The sequence below is a fragment of the Bradyrhizobium sp. HKCCYLR20261 genome, from assembly GCF_051168435.1.
In the GTDB taxonomy this organism is placed as follows: domain Bacteria; phylum Pseudomonadota; class Alphaproteobacteria; order Rhizobiales; family Xanthobacteraceae; genus Bradyrhizobium.
Map to the genome: position 1 here is coordinate 458010 of NZ_JBNPUZ010000001.1, position 17475 is coordinate 475484.

The window sequence follows — 17475 nt, forward strand, 5'->3', positions numbered from 1 at the left end:
GAGGCCAAATGCTGCAATCGCCGCGTGTGCTCAGCTCTCGCGATACCAGTTCGGCAGCTGCCAGAGATCGTTGTCCCAGCCCGAGGAGTGGGTCTGCAGACCCTTGCGGATGCCGCTGACGCGCGGACGGTTGAGCTCAGGCAGCACGTGACGGCCCGCGCAGACCAGATCGTTGAGCTTGATATAGAGCGCCGCGCGCTTCACCGGGTCGAGCTCACGCAGCAGCTCGTTGTAGAGGTCGTCATACTCCTTGTTCTGCCAGCGCGAGACGTTGCGGCCCTGCCATTTGTTGGCCTTGCTCGCCGCTTCCCAGGAGACGTACTGGCTCAGGAACGATTGCGGCTCCGGCGACGACATCGTCATCATCAGCATCTCCATGTCGCAATAGAAATGCGAGTAGGTGTCGGGATTTGCGACGTCAGAGGAGAAGAACACCGAGCCAACCACCGATTTCAGCTCGATCTCGATGCCGGCCTTCTGGCAGGCCTGCTTGATGATCGCCTGGTTCTTCTGCCGCGGCCCGTTGGTCGAGGTCTGGAACACGAATTTGAGCTGTTTGCCGTCCTTCTCGCGCAGCCCGCTCGCGCCCTTCTTCCAGCCGGCGTTCTCCAGGATCTGGTTGGCCTTCTCGATGTTGAACTCGAAGCTGGTGTTCTTGGAACGGTAGCGCTCGGGATTGTTGACGCAGTTCGCCGTGGCGATGCCGCCGCGCCCGTAGATGAACTTCTGGATCGAGGCGCGGTCGATCAAGAGGTTGATCGCCTCGCGCACCGCGGGATCGGAGAACAGCGGATGCTTGGTCTTGAGGCTCGCGCGCTCGCCGTCGACCTCGACATTGGGGTCGGTGGCGTTGAGCATGATGAATTCGAGATTGCCGGTCGCCACGATCTCGGCCACGCCGGTGCCGCCGGCCTCCAGCTTGACCAGGATCTCGTCCTCGACCTGCAGATTCCAGGCGTAGTCGTATTCCCCGGTCTGCAGCACCGCACGGGCCGCCGACACGGCGTCGCCGCCGCCCTTGATCTCCAGCGTATCGAAGTACGGGCGGTTGGCGACGTGATAGTTCGGGTTGAGCTTGGCGGTCAGCATGTCGCCCGGCTTGAAGTCGACGAACAGATAGGCGCCGGTGCCGACGGGCTTGAGATTGTTCGGCGCCTCGCGCGACTTGGCGCCGACATAGTCGACGAACAGATGCTTCGGAATGATCGCGCCGCGGCCGCCGACGAAGGCGGTGAACCATAGCGGTGTCGGCTTGGCGAACACGAGGCGAACCGTGTGGTCGTCGATCCGCTCGATCTCCTTGATCTCCTTGTAGTCAGCGATGGTGACCGCCGACGTGTCCGGATTGGTGGCGAACTGCCAGTTGAAGATCACGTCGTCGGCGGTGAACGGCTGGCCGTCGTGCCATTTGACGCCGGACTTGAGCTTCCAGATCACCCAGGTCCCGTCCGTGGCCACCGTGCCTTTCGCGACGCTGGGGATCTCGGCCGCGAGAACGGGCACGAGATTGCCGTCGGCATCCCATCCGGCCAGCGGCTCGTAGAACGCCCGCGCCGCTTCCTGATCCTTGGCGCCGATGGCGAAATGCGGGTTCAACAGCGTGGGTGCCTGCCAGAACAGGATCTTCAGCGGCCCGCCGCCGCCGGCCTTGGTCGGCTTGTAGGGAAATTCCTGCGCCGCCATCGCCACTCCCGAATGGGCCAGCATCATGCCGGCCAGCGGCGCGGTCAGCCCGAGCGCGAGCATCCGCTGCACGAAGTCGCGGCGCGACAGCCGCCCCGCCTTCACCGCAGCAATCTCGTGGCGCAGGTCCTGTTCGTTCATTTCAGTCTCTCCAGATCGTCGACAGCACCGGCGCTCGATCGCGCCGGACGGCTCAACCGACGCAGCGTCGCCGGTTCCCGCGCACGATAGGGACCAAACGTTACCGAGAAAAGGTATCTCCTTAGCGCTCGGCCTTCAGCCTGCGGAATCGGACACCCTTGCCGTCAGGCATACGGGTGGCGACATAGCCGGCCGCCAGACACGCTTCGCGCTGTGGCATCTTCTCCTGCGGGCTGCGCAGACTATCCCACCACGACGCCCGCTGCGCCGCGCGCGGCAAACTGTCGCCGATCAGCTCCTCGATCTCCTCGACGCTGAGCACGAGCTCGGGGCGGGTCTGCCGCTTGAGATAGTCGCGCAGCGCATCATAGTCCGGCAAGTCTCGACTCCATGCTTCTCGACGCCATTCTTATCGATTCCATCTTCATCCGAAGCGGGCGCGGCGGCCGCGCGACCGTCGCAACCCCTCGTTAACCTAACATGCGTTACTCCCGGGTGACCCGTTACTCTACGGACGGGACTCCACGGGGGTGGGACCGATGCCACTGCAGCGCCGAACAGGCCGGGCAAAGCAGCCGTGGCGGCTATCGGCGCGCACGCTCATCACCTGCTCCATCTCGACCATCATCGGCTTCTCCGCCATCTGCGCCAGCGTCATGATCGACCTTCGCCGCGGCGAGGCGGTGCGCGCCCGGCAATCGCTGGAGAATCTCGCCGCCGGCATCGGCGCCGACATCAGCCGCAACATCGAGCTCTACGATCTCTCGCTGCGCGCTGTTGCCGCCAACATGTTGCTGCCCGAAATCAACGAGGTCAGCAAGCCGGTCCGCCAGCTCATCCTGTTCGACCGCGCCTCCTCCGCGAAGAATTTCGGGGCCATCAAGGTATTCGACGCCAAGGGACGCCTGACCATCGACTCGTCGACGCTCGATCCGGCGCCTGACGATCGCAGCGACGCCGACTTCTTCCAGGTCCACCGCGATCGCAACGACGCCGGCCTTCAGGTCAGCCGGCCCGCCGAGGACCGCGGGCAATATTCCATCGTGCTGAGCCGGCGCATCTCCGCGCCCGACGGGCGCTTTCTCGGCGTCGTCGCCGGCACCATTCGCCTCACTTATTTCCGCGACCTGTTCAGCCGCCTGTCGCTCGCGCCGGGCGTCAGCCTGACCGTGCTCGGACGCGACGGCACCGTCATCGTGACGGCCCCGCTCGACGCCGGCGCGATCGGCCGCAACCTGGCCCGGGCGCCCGCGGTGACCCGTGCGCTCACCGAGCCGGCCGGCTGGCTCAGCAGCACCGGGGCCTTGGACGACGTGCCCCGGCTCTTGGTCTGGCGCAACGGCACCGAGCCGCTGGTGGTGATCGCCTCGAGGTCATGGGACAGCGTCTACGCGGTGTGGCGCAACGAGGCCGCCCAGATCGGCGCGCTGATGCTGGCGCTGATCGTGTTCGTGCTCGCCGCAACCCAGGTCGCCGCGCGCGAAATCCAGCTCCGAGCCAAGGTCGAGCGGCGGCTGGAGCAGCTCGCGACCACGGACCCGCTGACCGGGCTGAAGAACCGGCGCAAGTTCGACGAGACCATCGAGATCGAATGGCGGCGGGCCCATCGCGCCGGCGCGCCGCTGGCCCTTCTGATGATCGATGCCGATCACTTCAAGTGCTACAACGACACGCACGGGCATCAAGCCGGCGACCAGATCCTGGTCGGCATCGCCGTGTGCATCTCCGACTCGGTGCGTCGCGCCGGCGATTGCGCCGCGCGCTATGGCGGCGAGGAATTCGCGGTGCTGCTGCCGGGGACCGCGGAAGCCGATGCGCTGCATGTCGCCGAGACGATCCGCTGCAAGGTCGCGCTGTGGGCGGGCGATGCCTGCAACACGTCGATCAGCATCGGCGTCGCCAGCGTCACGCCGTCTCGCACGACGCACTGGACCGGCCTGCTGCATGCCGCCGATACCGCGCTCTATGCCGCCAAGGCGGCCGGCCGCAACTGCTGCGCCACGGCGAGCGTGCCGCAACTCGCGACGACGCCCGTCCCGCCATCGCTGGCGGCGTGAGGCCGCCAGCTCTTAGCGCTATCCTTCGAGATACTTCTTCATGTCGGCGCGCAGGCCGTCGCGCAGGTCGGAACGCGCCATGGCGAAGGCGATGTTGGCCTTCAGGAAGCCGGACTTCGAACCGCAATCATGCCGCTCGCCGTCGAAATCGACGCCGTAGAACTTCTGCGTCTTCGACAGGCCGATCATCGCGTCGGTCAGCTGGATCTCGCCGCCGGCGCCGCGCTCCTGCGTCGCCAGGATCTTGAAGATCTCCGGCTGCAGGATGTAGCGCCCGGTGATCGAGAAGTTCGACGGCGCGGTGCCCTTGGCCGGCTTCTCGACCATGCCGTCGACCTCGAAGATCTTGCCGTCGCGCGGGCCGACGCCGCAGATGCCGTATTGATGGGTCTGGTCGGCCGGCACCTCCTGCACGGCGAGCACGTTGCTCTTCTCGGGCAGCTTGCTGGCGGCAGCAATCATCTGAGCCAGGCACCCGGGCGAGTTGAGCACCAGCTCGTCTGGCAGTACCACCGCGAACGGCTCGTCGCCGACGATGTCGCGCGCGCACCACACGGCATGACCGAGGCCGAGCGGCGCCTGCTGGCGGGTGAAGCTGACGGCGCCCGCCTCCGGCTGGTCGCGCGCCAGGATATCGATTTCGGTTTTCTTGCCGCGCGCCGCGAGCGTCGCGTCGAGCTCGTACATCCGGTCGAAATGATCTTCGATCGAGGTCTTGTTGCGTCCGGTCACGAACACGAAATGCTCGATGCCGGCTTCCTTGGCCTCGTCGAAGACATACTGGATGAGCGGCTTGTCGACGATCGTCAGCATCTCCTTCGGCATCGCCTTGGTGGCGGGAAGGACGCGGGTACCGAGGCCGGCGACCGGAAAAACGGCTTTGCGGATCTTCATGGCGACAGATTAAACCTTGTGACGATATGAATGCGAAATCGATCGCATCTTGGTAGCTCGTTTGCAGCCGAGAACAAAGGCGGATGTTGGTCGAGGGTTCCGGCCGACCCGCGTGCGACGGCTAAATTTCGCTGCGGAAATCATCAACCTTGTTAATCTCCTGTTAAGAAGCAACGCGCCTCCTGGGAGGCCTTGTTTCAGACGCTGCACGGATCGACGCATGGCAGAACGGGCCGAAATGGCGAGAATCATGAGAGCCGGTGTGCTGGCAGGCATGCTGGCGGCGGTGTCCGGTTCCGCATCGGCGCAGTCGAGCGGGGGTCCGCTGAACTTTCTCGACAGCCTGTTCACGGGCACGCTGAGCAAAGGCAATCCGGCCCCGAATCAGCCGGCCCAAACACCGTCGGGCAACGGCCCGCTGCCCTGGAGCGGCGAGGACGGCGCCTCCGGCCATCCGCTGATGACGGCGGCCGCGATCCGCGACGCCGCCGGCAATTTCGACGCCTGCGTCGCCGGCATGTGGCCAGATGCCGCAAGACGCAACATCACCCAGGACAATTTCCAGCGCTTCACCGCAGGGCTGTCGCCGGACCTGCGCATCATGGACCTGCTCGACGCCCAGCCCGAATTCACCAAGTCGATCTGGGACTATCTCGACATCCTGGTGAACGACAATCGCCTGGCCAAGGGCCGCGAGGTGCTGGCGAAGTACAAGGCGCAGTTCGACGCCACCGAGCGCGCCTATGGCGTCGACCGCTACATCATCGCCTCGATCTGGGGCATCGAATCCAACTACTCGACGCAGATCGGCGATCGCAGCGTGCTGCAGTCGACCGCGACGCTCGCCTGCATCGGCCGCCGCCAGGCCTATTTCAAGGACGAGTTCCTCTCGGCGCTGGAGATCCTCAACCGTGGCGACCTCCGCCCCGAACAGTTGCGCGGCTCCTGGGCCGGCGCCTTCGGCCCGACCCAGTTCATGCCGACCGCGTTCAAGCGCTTCGCCGTCGATGCCGATGGCGACGGCCGCCGCGACGTCGTCGACAATCCCGCCGACCTGATCGCCTCGACCGCCAACAACCTCAAGAAGGACGGCTGGCAGAGCGGCCAAAGCTGGGGCTACGAGGTCGTGGTTCCCCAGGGTTTCAACTACATGCTCGCCGACCGCGCCAAGAGCATGAGTTTTGGCCAGTGGGAGCAGCTCGGACTCAAGCGCGCCAATGGCCAGCCGTTCCCGGCGACCAACGAGAAGGCCTACCTGCTGGCCCCGGCGGGCGCTCAGGGCCCCGGCTTCCTGATGCTGCAGAACTTCCGCGTCATCATGAAATACAACCCGGCCGAGGCCTATGCGCTGGCGATCGGCCATTTCGCCGACCGGCTGCGCGGCGCGCCGGCCTTCGTCCAGGCCTGGCCGCGCGAGGAACGCACGCTGTCGCGGGCGGAGCGGCTGGAACTGCAGCAGCTGCTGGCCGACCGCGGATATTACCGCGGAACCCCAGACGGCCAGTTCGGTGGCCAGACCCGGGAAGCGCTGCGGAACTTCCAGGCTTCGATCGGCGCCCCGGCGGACGGTTTTGCGACCTCCGAGGTGCTGGACCGGCTGCGCGGGCGCTGAAAGCCCGCATTTTCGGCCTGAGCGGTAACCTTTCGGGGCAATCGCGGGGCCGATCAACACCATCCGGTGAATGCCCGTTTGCGGCCTGATTCGGCTCCTATTATAAGGTTACGACGATTTCGCCGCGCGACGGGTGCGCATGTCAAAGCTGAAGTCCTTCCTCAAGCTGTTGAACGAGCCCGGCCCGCTGGTGGTGCTGGCGGTCGTCATTGCCATGCTCGTCGGCATTGCCGGTCCGGCCTCGGCCCAGTTCTTCAATTTCAACCCGTTCGCCTCGCCGCGGCCGGCGCCCCGCGGTGGCGGGGGCGGCGGTGGCTGGTTCGGCAACGACTTCTTCGCGCCCTACCCGCAGCAGCAGCCGAAGAAGGTGACGCAGGATTATTCCAAGGCGCCTCCACCCGAGAAGCGCGACAGCGCTCCGGAGCGCTACGTCCTGGTGCTTGGCGACGGCATGGCCGACTGGCTCGCCTACGGCCTCGAAGACGCCTATTCCGAGCAGCCTGACATGGGTGTCACGCGCAAGATCAAGACCAATTCCGGCCTGATCAAATACCAGCCGAAGGGTGACCCCGCCGACTGGGCCGCCGCCGCCAAGGGCATCCTGGCGACCGAGCGCGCCGACGCCATCGTCATCATGCTCGGCCTCAACGACCGCATCTCGCTGCGCGAGCCGGTGGTGGAGAAGACTGACAAGCCCGACGACAAGAAGGCGGCCGACAAGGCCAAGAAGGACGCGAAAGGCAAGCCAGGCGAGACCAAGCCCGGCGAGGCCAAACCGGACGGCAAGACAGACACGGCCGCCAAGCCCGACGACAAGCCGGCTGACAGCGACCTGCCGCAGGACGAGGCCGACAACGACACGCCGGCCGTCGCCGCGCCGGAGAAGGCCGCGCGCGCGCCGGGCGGCCTGTACGAATTCCGCGACGAGCGCTGGGCCGAACTCTACACCAAGAAGATCGAGGAGATGATCGCGGTCGCCAAGAGCAAGGGCGTGCCGGTGCTCTGGGTCGGTCTGCCCGCGGTGCGCGGCCCCAAGGGCACCGCCGACACGCTCTATCTCGACTCGCTCTATCGCGATGCCGCCGGCAAGGCCGGCATCACCTATGTCGACGTCTGGGACGGCTTCGTCGACGAGGCTGGCCGCTTCCTGCAGAAGGGCCCCGATTTCGAGGGCCAGATCCGCCAGCTGCGCTCCTATGATGGCGTCTATTTCACCAGGCCGGGCGCCCGCAAGCTCGCCCACTATGCCGAGCGAGAGATCAACCGTCTGCTCGCTACCCGTTCCGCGCCGCTGGAATTGCCGAGCGAGCCGGCGACGCCGGATGCCAATGCGGTCCCGGGCCAGCCTGCGCCGCGGCCGGTCGCCGGCCCGATCCTGCCCCTGGTCGCCTCCTCGGTCGGCACCGACCAGTTGCTCGGCGGCCCCGGGTCGCGTCCGGCCAATGTCGATGCCCTGGCTGCGCGGACTCTGGTCAAGGGCGAGGCGCTGAGCCCGCCGGCCGGTCGCGCCGACGATTTTGTCTGGCCGCGCCGCGAGGTCGGCCGCGAACAGGCCAAGGAACCGCCGAAGGAGCTCACCAAGCCGGATACGCCGGTCGCCGCGACGTCCCCGACCGAGGCCGCCCCGGCAGCCCCGGGCCAGCTTCCAGCACAGCAACGGCAGAAGCGCATGACGACACCGGCCCCGCCCGCCCAGCAGCAGCCCTCTCAGGCCCAGCAGCCCAACCCCGGCATCCGCGACTTCTTCGGCTTCGGTGCGCCCCAGCCTCAACAGCAGCCGGCGAGGCCCCCGGCCGCGCGCAATCCGAACGCGCCGCCAAGGCCGCCAGGCTCAGTCGGCCGTGCGGCAGCGGTGCTTGAGGCGGCGCCGCGGTAGCGACGATGCAATTCAGGTGAGACGCATGACGGTGCAGCGATATAGCCGCATCGTATCGATCTGAAGCTGGCGGCGACGCGGCCGATCCTGATTGCGCAGTCTGCACGACCTTTGCCTCAGCGATCTTTGCCCGCTTGCACCGGTCTTTCCGCTCCCTCCCCCCTTGTGGGGGAGGGTTGGGGAGGGGGGCGCCGCGGGCGCGATCGACGAGAGCTTGGCAGACAGATTCAACACGCCCTCCCCCCCCCCCCCGAAGGACTTCAAATTCATGCGTCGCAAGGACTGCGTCGCGCTCCGTTGCTTGCGGCTGGCGGCATCCGTTGCGCTGGTGGTGCCGACCGCTGGGTGCGTCATCCTGAGCTACCCCCCTCCCTGCCCCTCCCCCACAAGGGGGGAGGGAACGGATAGGCCGGTGGTTGTCGAAGTCTGAAATGGGATGCGAGTCCGTCAAGCTCCGGCGGCGGCGACGGCACGATCCGCAGGCCATGACATAACGGACCGGACATAACGGATCGGCCCGCATTCGCGATCGAATGCGGGCCAATGTGGTTGTCGTCGCCTGAAGGTTCTACGGAAACTCAGTAGCGCCAGCGCTGGGGCTGCGGACGGCTCGACGGCCGCATCAGCATGGCCAGCAGGAAGCCGATGCCGCCGGCGACCAGGAGCGCGCCCATCGGGTTGTCCTGAACCCGCTTGGTGAGCGCCTGGGTGCCGTCACGCAACGACTCGGTGCTGTTGCCGAAGGTGTCCTTGGCGAAATCCATCGCGGCGTCGCTGGCCTCGCGCGCGGCGTCCTTGGCCTGGCCGTACATGTTCTGCACGACGCCGGACGCCTCACGAGCCCGCCCTGAGGCCTGCGTGCTCTTGTCACCCAGCATTTCGCCGATGCCGCCCTCAACCTTGCCTGCGACATCCTTGGCCGTACCGGTCAGCCGATCCTGATCCATTGCCGCTCTCCTTCTCTGCGCTGTGCGGGATTGCTGGCCTGCTAACCGGCCAGCACGGCGCAGGTTCCGGACGACTACAAAATCAACCCGCCATCCACGACGATAGTCTGGCCGACGATGTAGGACGCCAGCGGCGAGGCCAGGAACAGGGCGGCGCCGGCCATGTCCTGCGGCGTGCCCAGCCGCCGCAGCGGGATGCGCTGCAGCGCGCCGGTCAGGCGCTGCGGATTGGCAGTCGTCACCTTCGTCATCTTGGTATCCACCAGGCCGGGCGCGATGCCGTTGACGCGAATGCCGTCCTCGGCCCAGGCCTCGGCCAGCGTCCGCGTCAGTCCGACCGCGCCGGTCTTGGAGGCATTGTAGGCCGGGTTGCCCATGGTCGAGTGATAGGCCGCCGTCGACGACACGATGATCAGCGATCCCTTGGCGTCGCGCAGCGCTCCGTGAAACTTCGTCGCACACGCCATCAGGCTCATGAGGTTGACCTCGACGACCTTGCGGAAGCCGTCCATCGCGAATTCGCCGCGCCGGTAGAGCACCGCGCCCTGCGCCAGGACCAGCACGTCGAGACGGTCGAGTTTCGGCGCGAACGCCTCGATCGCGCTCGGCGAACTCACATCGAGCTGATGATAGGTCAGACCCTGGAGATCGGAGCCCTCCTCCGCGGAATAATCCGCCGCGCTCGCGCGCGTGCCGCAAATATTGACCTGCGCCCCCTGCGCGCGAAAAGCCTGCGCGATGCCGTTGCCGATGCCGCTGGAGCCGCCGACCACCAGCACCGAGCGTCCCGTGAAATCGAGCGCGTTCATCTCCCTGCTCCGCTTGTTGTTGTTGATCTGCCTGTGTGGGGACAGGCCTTGAGGCTGTCAACGTCTTGAGGACATGCCACGCCCCTTCCGAATTCCGGCGGGCGGCAGCTCGTCACTTCATCGGCGTCAGGCGCAGCAGACGTCCCGGTGAATCATCCTCGATGATCCAGACCGCACCATCGGGAGCCACCGCGACATCGCGAATGCGATTGCCCATGTCCCAGCGCTCCGCCTCATCCGGCTGGCCGTCGGGTCGGAATGCGACGCGCACCAGCGCCTGGGCCCGCAAACCGCCAATCAAGGCCGAGCCTTTCCAGTGCGGAAACATCGTGCCCTCATAGAAGGCGAGCCCGGCCGGCGCGATCACGGGATCCCAGTACAGCAGTGGCGCCTCGAGATTCGGCCGCGTCGCGTGACGCGGGATCGGCGTGCCGTCGTAATTGTCGCCGTTCGAAACCAGCGGCCAGCCATAGTTCTTGCCCGGCACGATCAGGTTGAGCTCGTCGCCGCCGCGCGGCCCCATCTCGTGCAGCCAGAGCCGCCCGTCGGACGCGAAGGCCAGGCCATAGGGATTGCGATGGCCGGTTGTCCAGGTCTGTGCCGGCACACCCTTGTCCTCCGCCTGCGGATTGTCCGACGGCGTCGAGCCGTCGAGATTGAGCCGCAGCACCTTGCCGCGCGCCTGGCGCGGGTCCTGGGCGCTGGTGGGCTGCATGCGGTCGCCGACGGTCAGGAACAGATGCGTGCCTTGCGGATCGAATGCGATGATGCCGCCGGGCTGGCCGCCGCCGCCGGACGGCGTCTGACGCCAGATGACCTTGGGGTCGTTCAGCGTCACGCGATCATTCGCGAGCGACAGCTCGGCACGGGTGAGGACGAGCCGGCTACCCTCGGCGCTCGGCTCGGTGTAGGTGATGTAGACCTGCGAATTTGTCGCGAAGCCTGGCGAGATGGCGACGTCCAGCAGCCCGTTCTGACCACGCGCCGCGACCGCGGGCACGTTGCCGATGTCGCGCTTCTGGCCGCTCTGCGTGACCAGGAACATCCGGCCCGGCTTCTCCGTGATCAGCATGCGGCCATCGGGCAGAAACGCGATCGCCCAGGGTGTGTCGAACTCGGCGATGCTCTTGGCGTCGAACGGCCGCACCGCGCTCGGCTTGCGGCCGCCGGCATTGATGCTGTCGGCATGCGCGGTGGTGCCCGCAACGAGTCCCACCACAAAAGCCATGCATGCGAATGTCTTGGAGAACGCCATGATCACTCCAGTGTGTCGATCCCGATCGGATGCAACGTGCATTCGGCCATGCCGGATCGGTGCCTACCGAATGCGCCCGATCAGTGATAATGCCGAGAACGCGCAAGCGATGCGCATATTTCCGTGAGCCGCAAATATGCAGGACCACAAGCAACTCAGCCGCTCGGTGGCGGAATTGACCGTGCTGATCACAGGCGCGGCCTCGGGCATGGGCCGCGCGACCGCGCGCGTGTTCGCCGACGAGGGCGCGAAAGTCGCCGTCACCGATGTCGATGCGGACGGCGCCCGCGCCGTGGCCGAGGCCATCACGACATCGGGCGGAACAGCGCAGGTCTGGCGGCTCGATCTCAGCGATCCCACGGCCATCACGACCGTCGTCGGCCAGGCCGCGGCGCATTTCGGCGGCCTCGACATCATCATCAACAATGCCGGCATTTCCGTGCGCGTCGCGATCGACGACGACGGCTATGACGAGGCCTGGGCCAGGGGCCTTGCGGTGATGCTGACCGCGCAGCAGCGCATCATTCGTGCCGCGCTGCCGCATCTGCGCCGCTCGACGAGCCCGCGCATCGTCAACATCGCCTCGACCGAGGCGCTTGGCGCGACCGCCATGCACAGCGCCTATTCCGCCGCCAAGGCCGGCGTGACCGGGTTGACGCGCTCGCTCGCCGTCGAGCTCGGGCGCGACGGCATCACCGTGAATTGCGTCTGCCCGGGACCGATCACGACGGCGATGACCGCGCGCATCCCCGACGAGCAGAAGGCGATCTATGCGCGGCGCCGCACCGCCCTCGGACGCTATGGCGATCCCGAGGAAGTCGCGCACATGACGTTGAGCCTGTGCCTGCCGGCCGCCTCGTTCATCACCGGCGCCGTCATTCCGGTCGACGGCGGGCTGATGGCGCGCAACGCCTGACCCTGACCGTCCGGCATGTCAGCCGTGCGCGGCGGCGCGCGGCCGATGAATTGACTTCGCACCTCGCGGGCGTAGCCTCAGGCATCAGAAGCGAACGTCAGTTCGCCATCATGAGGACACGCAAGGAGGACGCCATGGCCATCGCCATCCGGCAACTGCATCCGCATTTCGTCGGCGAGGTCTCCGGCGTCGACCTGCGCCAGCCGCTCACTCTCGACGAGATCGCGCAGTTGCAGGCCGCGATCGATCACTACGCGGTGCTGGTGCTCCATGACCAGGACATCACCGACGAACAGCAGCTCCGCTTTGCGCTCAGCTTTGGCGAACGCGAGCAGGCGCGCGGCGGCACGGTGACGAAGAAGGAGGACTACCGACTCTCGACCGGCCTCAACGACGTCTCCAATCTCGGCAAGGACGGCAAGCCGCTGCCGCGGGATCATCGCACGCATCTGTTCAATCTCGGCAACTGCCTGTGGCATTCCGACAGCTCGTTCCGGCCGATCCCGGCGAAGTACTCCATCCTGTCGGCGCGCGTCGTGAATCCGAAGGGCGGCAACACCGAGTTCGCCGACATGCGCGCGGCCTATGATGCGCTCGATCAGGAGACCAAGGCGGAGATCGAGGATCTCGTCTGCGAACATTCGCTGATGTATTCGCGCGGCTCGCTCGGCTTCCTCGACTACACCGAGGAGGAGAAGGAGATGTTCAAGCCGGTCAAGCAGCGGCTGGTGCGCACGCATCCGGCGCATGGCCGCAAGTCGCTGTATCTGTCATCGCATGCCGGCGCCGTCATCGGCATGAGCATGCCCGAGGGCCGGCTGCTGCTGCGCGATCTCACCGAGCACGCCACGCAGCCGGAGTTCGTCTATGTCCATACATGGCGGCTGCACGATCTGATCATGTGGGACAATCGCCAGACCATGCACCGCGTCCGCCGCTACGACCAGTCCCAGCCCCGCGACATGCGCCGCGCGACGGTGGCCGGCACCGAGCCGACGATCGCGCAGCAGGCTGCGGAGTAGCTCGTCGCGGGAGCTCTGCCTTAACGTCATGGATAGATGTTCGCAGAGCCTCAACAACACCGGTGTCGTCCCGGACAAGTCCGGCAACGCGCAAGCGTTGTCGGACGCCGATCCGGGACCCATACTCCGTGACATCTATTGTTAGGTCCGCTCGATCGGCACCGTGCGTCACCACACCCGCCGCGGCGTATCGGTCCCGGCTCGGAGGCCGGGACGACCTCGGAGAGCGAGCGAGTTTTAGCAAAACCGTGTTGCATCCTTGGAGCGCAACAGGGTCCAAGATCCGATCGCGCCGATCGAAACGCCTAAGCATGTCCCGCGGCGTTGGACAGCATCCCCGGGTCGATGCCGATCTTACGCAATGCCAGACCGTATTTGTCCTCGACATTGTCGCCGAAGATCAGCTCGGGATCGGCATCGCAATGCAGCCAGCCATTGTCCTGGATCTCTTCCTCGAGCTGGCCGGCCCGCCAGCCGGCGTAACCGAGCGCGAGGATGGCGTGCTTCGGGCCGTTGCCCTTGGCGATCGCCTTGAGGATATCGATCGTGGTCGTCAGGCAGACGCCGTCATTGATCTTCAAGGTGGCGTTGGCGATGAAGTAGTCGCTGGAATGCAGCACGAAGCCGCGTCCGGTATCGACCGGACCACCGCTCAGCACCTTCATCGTTTCGGCGCTGTCCGGCAGATGGATCTGGTCGCTCTTCTCGATGATATTGAGTTGCATCAGGAGCTGCGGGAAATCGATGCTGCCCGCCGGCCGGTTCACCATGATACCCATGGCGCCTTCGGCCGAGTGCGCGCAAAGATAAATCACCGAGCGCTCGAAGCGGGAATCGCCCATCACGGGCATCGCGACCAGCAGCTGGCCATCGAGATATCCACCTTGCGAGGCGTGATCCCCGATCCCGGTCACTTTGCGGCGAATGTCGCCCAGCCTTTTTGCCTCAGGATTCATCCGCAAGGACTCTCATGATCGTTGATATCCTGATATTGGGATGCGCATCTGTCAATCAAGGTTCAGGGCACCGCGACGAAATCGACCTCACAAGCAATTCAATGGTTTGCGCCTGAAGCTCACTCTAAAGACGTCTCATGTCCGCCTTGGTTCCTCACCACTCCGCCACACTGTTCATCGTCTCCGTCCTGTCGTCCTGCCTGGCGTTCGGCGCGCAGGCGCAGGACTCCTCGCCCTGGCAGCGCGACACCCACTCCGCCGTCCGCCTGCTTGCGGGCTCACGCAGCGGCCCTGTCATGCTCGGCGGCATCGCCATCCAACTGCAGCCCGGATGGAAGACATACTGGCGCACACCCGGCGATTCCGGTGTGCCGCCGCGGTTCGACTTTTCCAAGTCGGACAACGTCGAGGCGGTGACGGTTCTGTGGCCGGCGCCGACCAAGTTCGATGACGGCGCGGGCGGCCATTCGCTCGGCTATCACGACCAGGTCGTGCTGCCGCTGCGCATCGTCGCCAAGAGCGCGGACAAGCCGATGACGTTGCGCGCCGACATCAGCTACGCGGTCTGCGAGAAGATCTGCATTCCGGTGGAGGCCAAGGCGGAGCTCGCCTTCACCAGCGTCGCCAGCACCGAGGATGCCTCGTTGTCTGCGGCCCTCGATACCGTGCCGAAGCCGGCCAATATCGGCGATCCCATTCCGCTGACGATCCGCGACGTCAAGCGCGACGGCAAGAAGGACGTCATCGTCGACGTCGCCGTGCCCGACCCACGCGGCGTTCAGCTCTATGTCGAGGGCCCCACTCCGGACTGGGCGCTGCCGATCCCGGTCGCCCGCGACAGCGGCGCACCGGGCATCAAGCGCTTCGCGTTCGAACTCGACGGCGTCCCGCCGGGCGTCAAGCCGGATGGTGCCGCGCTGAAATTCACGCTGGTCGGTCCCGACAAGGCCTACGAATTCAACTTCAACCTGCCCTGACGGCGCCGCCGCGGCGCATCGCGTTGGCCCGAGGGCCCAACCGATTCTTAACGATGCGTTGATAGGAAGGTCACCATCGCCGCCATCGGTGCGGACGTGGAGCCTGATCCTGCCATGGCCGTGATGGACGCCCGCAACGAACGCGTATCGACCGGCCTCGTCGCCCGCCTGAAGGCGCGCCTGGCCGCGCTCGGCGGCAGTGGCGACGCGTCGCTGACGCGGCGGCTGGCCGGCACCATCTTCATCATTCGCGTACTCAGCGCCGGCCTTGCCTATCTCAGCCAGATCCTGCTGGCGCGCTGGATGGGCGGCTCCGACTACGGCACCTATGTCTATGTCTGGACCTGGGTGCTGCTGCTCGGCAGCATGCTCGATTTCGGCATCGCCTCCTCCGCGCAGAAGATCATTCCCGACTACCGCACGTCGAACCAGCAGGCGCTGCTGCGCGGCTTCCTCGCCGGCGGCCGCTGGCTGACCTTGGCGACCTCGACCGCCGCCGCGCTGCTGCTCGCCGGCCTCGTCGCGCTGCTGTCGCCGTGGATCGATCCGAGCGAGCGCATGCCGCTTTATATCGGCTGCTTGACCCTGCCCGCCTTCGTCGTCGCCAACACCCAGGATGGCATCGCACGCTCGCATGACTGGATGACGCTCGGGCTGATGCCCCAGTTCATCATCCGCCAGACCCTGATCATCGGCTTCACCGCGGGCGCCTTCGTGCTCGGCTTCGACCTCGGCGCCACCGCTGCGATGGCCGCGAGCGCCGCCGCGGTGTGGATCGCGATGTTCGGCCAGATGTGGGTGCTGAACCGCAGGCTCGATCGCCATATCGAACGCGGACCGAAGCAGTACGACCTCAGAGGCTGGCTCGCGATCTCGCTGCCCATCCTCCTGGTCGAGAGCTTCTATCTGCTGCTGTCCTACACCGACGTTCTGGTGCTGCAGCAGTTCCGCTCCTCCGAGGAGGTCGGCATCTATTTCGCGGTCGTCAAGACGCTCGCACTGGTGTCGTTCATCCACTATGCGATGTCGGCGACAACGGCGCACCGCTTCGCCGAATACCACGCGCTCGGCGACAAGGCGCGGCTGTCGGCCTATGTCGCCTACGCCATCAAATGGACGTTCTGGCCGTCGCTGGCCGCGACCCTGGTGCTGCTCGCGCTCGGCAAGCCGCTGCTCTATCTGTTCGGCGCGCAGTTCACCGCGGGCTACGACATCATGTTCATCGCCGCGATCGGCCTCGTCGTGCGCGCGGCGATCGGTCCGGTCGAGCGGCTGCTGAACATGCTGGGCCAGCAGCGCGCCTGCGCGATGGCCTATGCGGCGGCCTTCGTCATGAATCTCGTGCTGTGCATCCTGCTGGTGCCGCAGTTCGGCGGCCATGGTGCCGCCGCCGCCACCTCGCTCTCCCTCGCCTTCGAGACAGTGCTGTTGTTCCGCATCGTCAAGCAGCGCCTCGGCCTGCACGTTCTTGCCTTCGGCAAGGCGGCGTGAGGGAACTCAGCTGGCACGATCGTTGCGTCATCTTGTCCCTTCTCCGGCAGAACTAAGAGCGTTATCAGCACCCGGCCCTCACGCGGTAATCACGCAAGTGTTGAATGCAACGCCTTGATATTGGCGCGATGTTCCGGGCAGATCATTCGACCGCGCGTTGGGGGAGATCGAGATGTCGAGACTGGGGCTCGCGATGGTGCTGGCTGCACCGTTGCTGTTGGCAGGCTGCATGGAGGCGACGCTGTCGCCGACCACCGATGCCGCCTTGACGCCGCGCGACCGGCAACTGCTGGCGCGTGCGCCCTACGCCGAGGCGAAGATTCCCGACCAGTTCCAGCGCCACATCGTCGAATACACGCGGCAGGAACAGCCGGGCACGATCGTCGTCGATACCGATGCGCGCTTCCTCTATTACGTGCTGCCCGACCGCAAGGCGGTGCGCTACGGCGTCGCCGTCGGCGAGGAGGCGCAGGCCTTTTCCGGCGTCGCCACCGTCGGCAAGCTCGCGGAATGGCCGGACTGGGTTCCGACCGCCGACATCCAGGCGCGGCTCGGTCCCTATCCGAAGCGCGTCGCCGGCGGCCCGGCCAATCCGCTCGGTGCCCGCGCGATCTATCTCTACGAGGGCAACAAGGACACGCTGTACCGCATCCACGGCACCAACCAGCCCGAATATATCGGCCAGGCGATCTCGTCCGGCTGCATCCGCATGACCAACATCGACGTCGCCGATCTCTACAATCGCGTGCAGCTCGGATCGACCGTGGTCGTGCTGCCGCCCGGGCAAAGCGTCGCATCATCGGCCACAAACGTGTTCGCGCGCCGCAGCTGAAGGCTGT

Annotated in this window: 15 protein-coding genes; 8 read left to right on the forward strand and 7 right to left on the reverse strand. The window is 66.1% G+C overall.

The annotated features are described in order from the left end of the window. Positions 1-30: 30 nt before the first annotated feature. Positions 31-1824, reverse strand: coding sequence for a peptide ABC transporter substrate-binding protein (locus ACQR1L_RS02115; protein ID WP_434856260.1), 1794 nt, complete (start codon positions 1822-1824; stop codon positions 31-33). 121 nt (positions 1825-1945) lie between these two features. After that, positions 1946-2203, reverse strand: coding sequence for a DUF7662 domain-containing protein (locus ACQR1L_RS02120; RefSeq protein ID WP_434856261.1), 258 nt, complete (start codon positions 2201-2203; stop codon positions 1946-1948). A 160-nt stretch (positions 2204-2363) separates the two neighbouring features. Between ACQR1L_RS02120 and ACQR1L_RS02125 the strand changes: the two genes are divergently transcribed. Further along, entirely contained in the window at positions 2364-3881 is a 1518-nt protein-coding gene (locus ACQR1L_RS02125) for a sensor domain-containing diguanylate cyclase (protein ID WP_434856262.1), read from the forward strand. A gap of 18 nt (positions 3882-3899) precedes the next feature. On the opposite strand, the gene galU is transcribed toward ACQR1L_RS02125, so the two are convergent. Continuing rightward, on the reverse strand, positions 3900-4775 hold the full coding sequence (gene galU / locus ACQR1L_RS02130) for a UTP--glucose-1-phosphate uridylyltransferase GalU (protein WP_434856263.1): 876 nt from the start codon (positions 4773-4775) through the stop codon (positions 3900-3902). A 250-nt stretch (positions 4776-5025) separates the two neighbouring features. On the opposite strand from galU, the gene ACQR1L_RS02135 reads away from it, so the two are divergent. Together ACQR1L_RS02135 and ACQR1L_RS02140 are read left to right on the forward strand one after the other, a co-directional pair. Next, positions 5026-6387, forward strand: coding sequence for a lytic murein transglycosylase (locus tag ACQR1L_RS02135; RefSeq protein ID WP_434856264.1), 1362 nt, complete (start codon positions 5026-5028; stop codon positions 6385-6387). Positions 6388-6526: 139 nt separating this feature from the next. Next, the gene (locus ACQR1L_RS02140; RefSeq protein ID WP_434856265.1) at positions 6527-8263 is read left to right on the forward strand and encodes an SGNH/GDSL hydrolase family protein; all 1737 of its coding nucleotides are present in this window, start codon (positions 6527-6529) and stop codon (positions 8261-8263) included. 578 nt (positions 8264-8841) lie between these two features. On the opposite strand, the gene ACQR1L_RS02145 is transcribed toward ACQR1L_RS02140, so the two are convergent. From ACQR1L_RS02145 to ACQR1L_RS02155, 3 genes are all read right to left on the reverse strand, one after another. Beyond that, positions 8842-9210 (reverse strand): CsbD family protein, encoded by a 369-nt coding sequence (locus ACQR1L_RS02145; RefSeq protein WP_434856266.1) that lies wholly within the window; start codon positions 9208-9210, stop codon positions 8842-8844. Positions 9211-9284: 74 nt separating this feature from the next. Next, positions 9285-10019, reverse strand: coding sequence for an SDR family NAD(P)-dependent oxidoreductase (locus ACQR1L_RS02150; RefSeq protein WP_434856267.1), 735 nt, complete (start codon positions 10017-10019; stop codon positions 9285-9287). Positions 10020-10131: 112 nt separating this feature from the next. Beyond that, positions 10132-11247, reverse strand: a complete 1116-nt coding sequence (locus ACQR1L_RS02155) for a PQQ-dependent sugar dehydrogenase (RefSeq protein ID WP_434856268.1) — start codon at positions 11245-11247, stop codon at positions 10132-10134. Positions 11248-11410: 163 nt separating this feature from the next. Between ACQR1L_RS02155 and ACQR1L_RS02160 the strand changes: the two genes are divergently transcribed. Together ACQR1L_RS02160 and ACQR1L_RS02165 are read left to right on the forward strand one after the other, a co-directional pair. Continuing rightward, complete coding sequence (locus ACQR1L_RS02160) at positions 11411-12190, forward strand: SDR family NAD(P)-dependent oxidoreductase (RefSeq protein ID WP_434856269.1); 780 nt, start codon at positions 11411-11413, stop codon at positions 12188-12190. A gap of 134 nt (positions 12191-12324) precedes the next feature. Continuing rightward, the gene (locus ACQR1L_RS02165; protein ID WP_434856270.1) at positions 12325-13212 is read left to right on the forward strand and encodes a TauD/TfdA dioxygenase family protein; all 888 of its coding nucleotides are present in this window, start codon (positions 12325-12327) and stop codon (positions 13210-13212) included. Between the two features lie 305 nt (positions 13213-13517). Here the strand turns inward: ACQR1L_RS02165 and ACQR1L_RS02170 are convergent, their stop codons facing one another. Beyond that, positions 13518-14168, reverse strand: coding sequence for a YqgE/AlgH family protein (locus ACQR1L_RS02170; RefSeq protein WP_434856271.1), 651 nt, complete (start codon positions 14166-14168; stop codon positions 13518-13520). A 137-nt stretch (positions 14169-14305) separates the two neighbouring features. Between ACQR1L_RS02170 and ACQR1L_RS02175 the strand changes: the two genes are divergently transcribed. From ACQR1L_RS02175 to ACQR1L_RS02185, 3 genes are all read left to right on the forward strand, one after another. Then, the gene (locus tag ACQR1L_RS02175; RefSeq protein WP_434856272.1) at positions 14306-15145 is read left to right on the forward strand and encodes a protein-disulfide reductase DsbD domain-containing protein; all 840 of its coding nucleotides are present in this window, start codon (positions 14306-14308) and stop codon (positions 15143-15145) included. Positions 15146-15259: 114 nt separating this feature from the next. Next, positions 15260-16636 (forward strand): lipopolysaccharide biosynthesis protein, encoded by a 1377-nt coding sequence (locus ACQR1L_RS02180; RefSeq protein WP_434856273.1) that lies wholly within the window; start codon positions 15260-15262, stop codon positions 16634-16636. A 172-nt stretch (positions 16637-16808) separates the two neighbouring features. Further along, the gene (locus tag ACQR1L_RS02185; protein WP_434856274.1) at positions 16809-17468 is read left to right on the forward strand and encodes a L,D-transpeptidase; all 660 of its coding nucleotides are present in this window, start codon (positions 16809-16811) and stop codon (positions 17466-17468) included. Positions 17469-17475 lie beyond the last annotated feature (7 nt).